The 2,760-nt window shown below is 56.4% G+C and carries 2 protein-coding genes; both read left to right on the top strand.

Annotation, left to right across the window (positions count from 1 at the left end; translation table 11 throughout):
• The coding region (locus FHW77_RS26540; protein ID WP_182591105.1) for a type 1 glutamine amidotransferase family protein at positions 1–1,560 on the top strand (1,560 nt) is incomplete at its 5' end.
• Positions 1,561–1,588: 28 nt separating this feature from the next.
• Positions 1,589–2,575 carry an ABC transporter permease gene (locus tag FHW77_RS26535; RefSeq protein ID WP_022557655.1) on the top strand — a complete coding sequence of 329 codons (987 nt, stop codon included), beginning with the start codon at positions 1,589–1,591 and terminating at the stop codon, positions 2,573–2,575.
• The last annotated feature ends 185 nt before the right edge of the window (positions 2,576–2,760 follow it).

The raw sequence follows: 2,760 nt of genomic DNA, 5'->3' as shown, positions 1-2,760 counted from the left end.
CGTTTCAGGCAGGAAACTGGTTTTGATTTGCCGATGAGACCGGATGCGACGGATCCGGCATGGCAGGCGTGGGCGGCGTGGCGCAGACGCATACTTACCGAGCTCGTGGTCTATTGGGACGAGACGGTCAAATCCATCCGTCCCCATGCCAGCTTCATTCCAAATATGAGCGGTTCGTCACTGATGGAATTCGACCTTTCGCTCATACAGAAACATTGCCCGATCCTGTTCGTGGACCACCAGGCGCGACAAGGTGTGGAGGTTGGCTGGTCTGCTGGACGGAACGGCAAACGTATTCGTGGAACGTTCCGTGACAGACCCGTTGGCCTCATCACCTCCATCGGACCAGAGGAAGAGTACCGATGGAAGGATTCCGTCCAGAGCGGTGAAGAAATAAAGCTCTGGATTCACGACGGCATTGCGCAGGGCCTTTTCCCGTGGTTCACCAAATTCAATGCCTGCGTTCCTGACAACCGCTGGGTGCAGCCTGTTGCAGAAGCCTTTAATCTTCATGCGGACATTGAGCCGTATCTGGAGGGCATGCAGCCAACTGCCGAAATCGCGATCATTGATCCATCCACGACGTTGCGGCACTGGGCACCGGAGCAACGTCATATCGCCGAACATAATGACCTCGGCTTTTATCATGCGCTGGTGGAAGCGCGCATCCCGTTTGAATTTCTATCCGATCAGGTCATGACCCCGGATGCGCTTGATCGCTTCAAGCTCATTATTCTGGCCAATGCGACCTATCTTTCCGACGAACAATGCGCGGCCATCGAACAGTATGTACAGCGCGGCGGGTCGGTCGTTGCGGCGCATGAAACCTCGCTCTGTAATGAAGTCGGCGAGCGGCGCGGTAATTTCGGACTATCAAATGTCTTCGGTGTCTCGCTGGCATCGACGCCACGTGGCCCGGTCAAGAACACCTATGTTGCACTGTCCGATCCGCACCCTGTGAACGAGGGCTACGAGGGCGCCGCTCGCATTATCGGCGGCACACACCTGATTGCCGTCGATGCCAATCCGGACGTTGAAACGCCTTTCCTCTACGTCCCTGATTTTCCGGATCTGCCCATGGAGGAAGTCTACCCACGCGAAGCCCCGAACGGCGCTGCGGTGATTGCGCGTGAGACCAGCCATGGAGGTCGTGTGGTCTACATCCCATGGAACATTGGCGAGGTCTTCTGGAAAGTACTTGCACCCGATCATGGCAAGCTGATCGCCAACGCCGTGAACTGGGCTCTTGGCCAAGACCATCGTGTGACGGTCGAAGGGAAGGGTATCATAGACATCGCCGTTTATGAAAACGAGGACTCGATGGCAATCTTCCTCGTCAACCTTACCAACCCGATGATGATGAAAGGTCCTTTGCGGGAGGTCTACCCTATCGGTGAGCAGACACTATCGATCGAGCTGCCAAAAGGTCGCTCGTCTGCCACGGTGAAACTGCTTGTGAAAAGCGAGGCCGCGTCCTGCAAGATCGTTGGCAACCGTGCAGAAATCACCGTGCCCTCCATCCGGGACCTCGAGACGGTTCATCTGACCTGGCATTCATAAGCCGGATAGCGTGTAGCGGGAGCAACCCATGCTGACATATGTGGCAAAGCGCGTTCTTTACATGATACCGACCCTGTTCGGCATGTCCTTGATCGCATTCATGATCATTCAATTGCCACCAGGCGATTATCTGACCTCGCTTCTCTCCACCATGGCCGATGGCGGGCAAAATCTGGACGAGGCGACGATTGCGCGCCTGCGCGCGCAATACGGTCTCGATCAACCTGTCTATGTCCAGTATTTCGTGTGGATCAGCGGAATATTGACCCGGGGCGATTTCGGATACTCCTTCGAGTGGAACCAGCCGGTCTCGACCCTGATCTGGGACCGGATGGGATCGACGCTGTTGATCTCGCTGGCGAGTCTTTTACTGGTTTGGGCGATATCCCTCCCGATAGGGATCTATTCCGCGGTCAGACGCCATTCCTTCGGCGACCACGCCTTTACGCTTCTCGGCTTTATCGGGCTGGCCGTTCCGAATTTCATCATGGCGCTGACCTTGATGTATGCGAGCTACCGGTTTCTGGGACAAAGCGTTGGCGGCATATTTTCTCCCGCTTTCGTTGATGCGCCGTGGAGCATCGCAAAATTCAACGACATGCTCAGCCATATGTGGATACCTGTGATCGTCATCGCCATGTCAGGCACTGCCGCCATGATCAGAATTCTGCGGGCAAATCTGTCGGATGAATTGAGCAAGCCCTATGTCGTCACGGCGCGTGCCAAGGGTTTGCCGGAGCGCAAGGTCATTGTGAAATACCCCGTCCGCATCGCGCTCAACCCTTTCGTCAGCTCGATCGGCTGGGTGCTGCCGGATCTCGTTTCCGGCGTCACCATCACCGCCATCGTGCTGAACCTTCCAACGGCGGGACCACTTCTGCTGCGGGCGCTGGTCGGTCAGGACATGTATCTCGCCGGAAGTTTCATTCTCTTAATGGGCGTGCTGACACTGGTGGGCATGCTGATTTCAGACATATTGCTGGCGGTGCTTGACCCCCGCATCCGGTTCAATTGAAGGGGTGGCCATGTCGATCAACCAGAACCCCACCATCGCGCTGGAAACCGGCCCCGCGATCAGCCCTCTGAAGTCCGGGCGCAAGGTAGTAAGCCTCGAGGCTGCAGGGCAATGGACGCTCATTCGCCAGCGCTTCTTTCGCCACAAGGTCGCAGCATTTGCTGCGGGTATTATTCTGTTGCTCT

This window comes from Agrobacterium sp. RC10-4-1 (assembly GCF_014138475.1).
GTDB classification, from domain to species: domain Bacteria; phylum Pseudomonadota; class Alphaproteobacteria; order Rhizobiales; family Rhizobiaceae; genus Agrobacterium; species Agrobacterium pusense.
Note: the sequence above shows the minus strand (reverse complement) of the source record. Positions and strands in the feature narration are given on the sequence as shown.

Excerpts from the sequence above, each read along its gene's own strand:
- FHW77_RS26535 (WP_022557655.1), top strand. The coding sequence starts at position 1,589 with ATGCTGACATATGTGGCAAAGCGCGTTCTTTACATGATACCGACCCTG.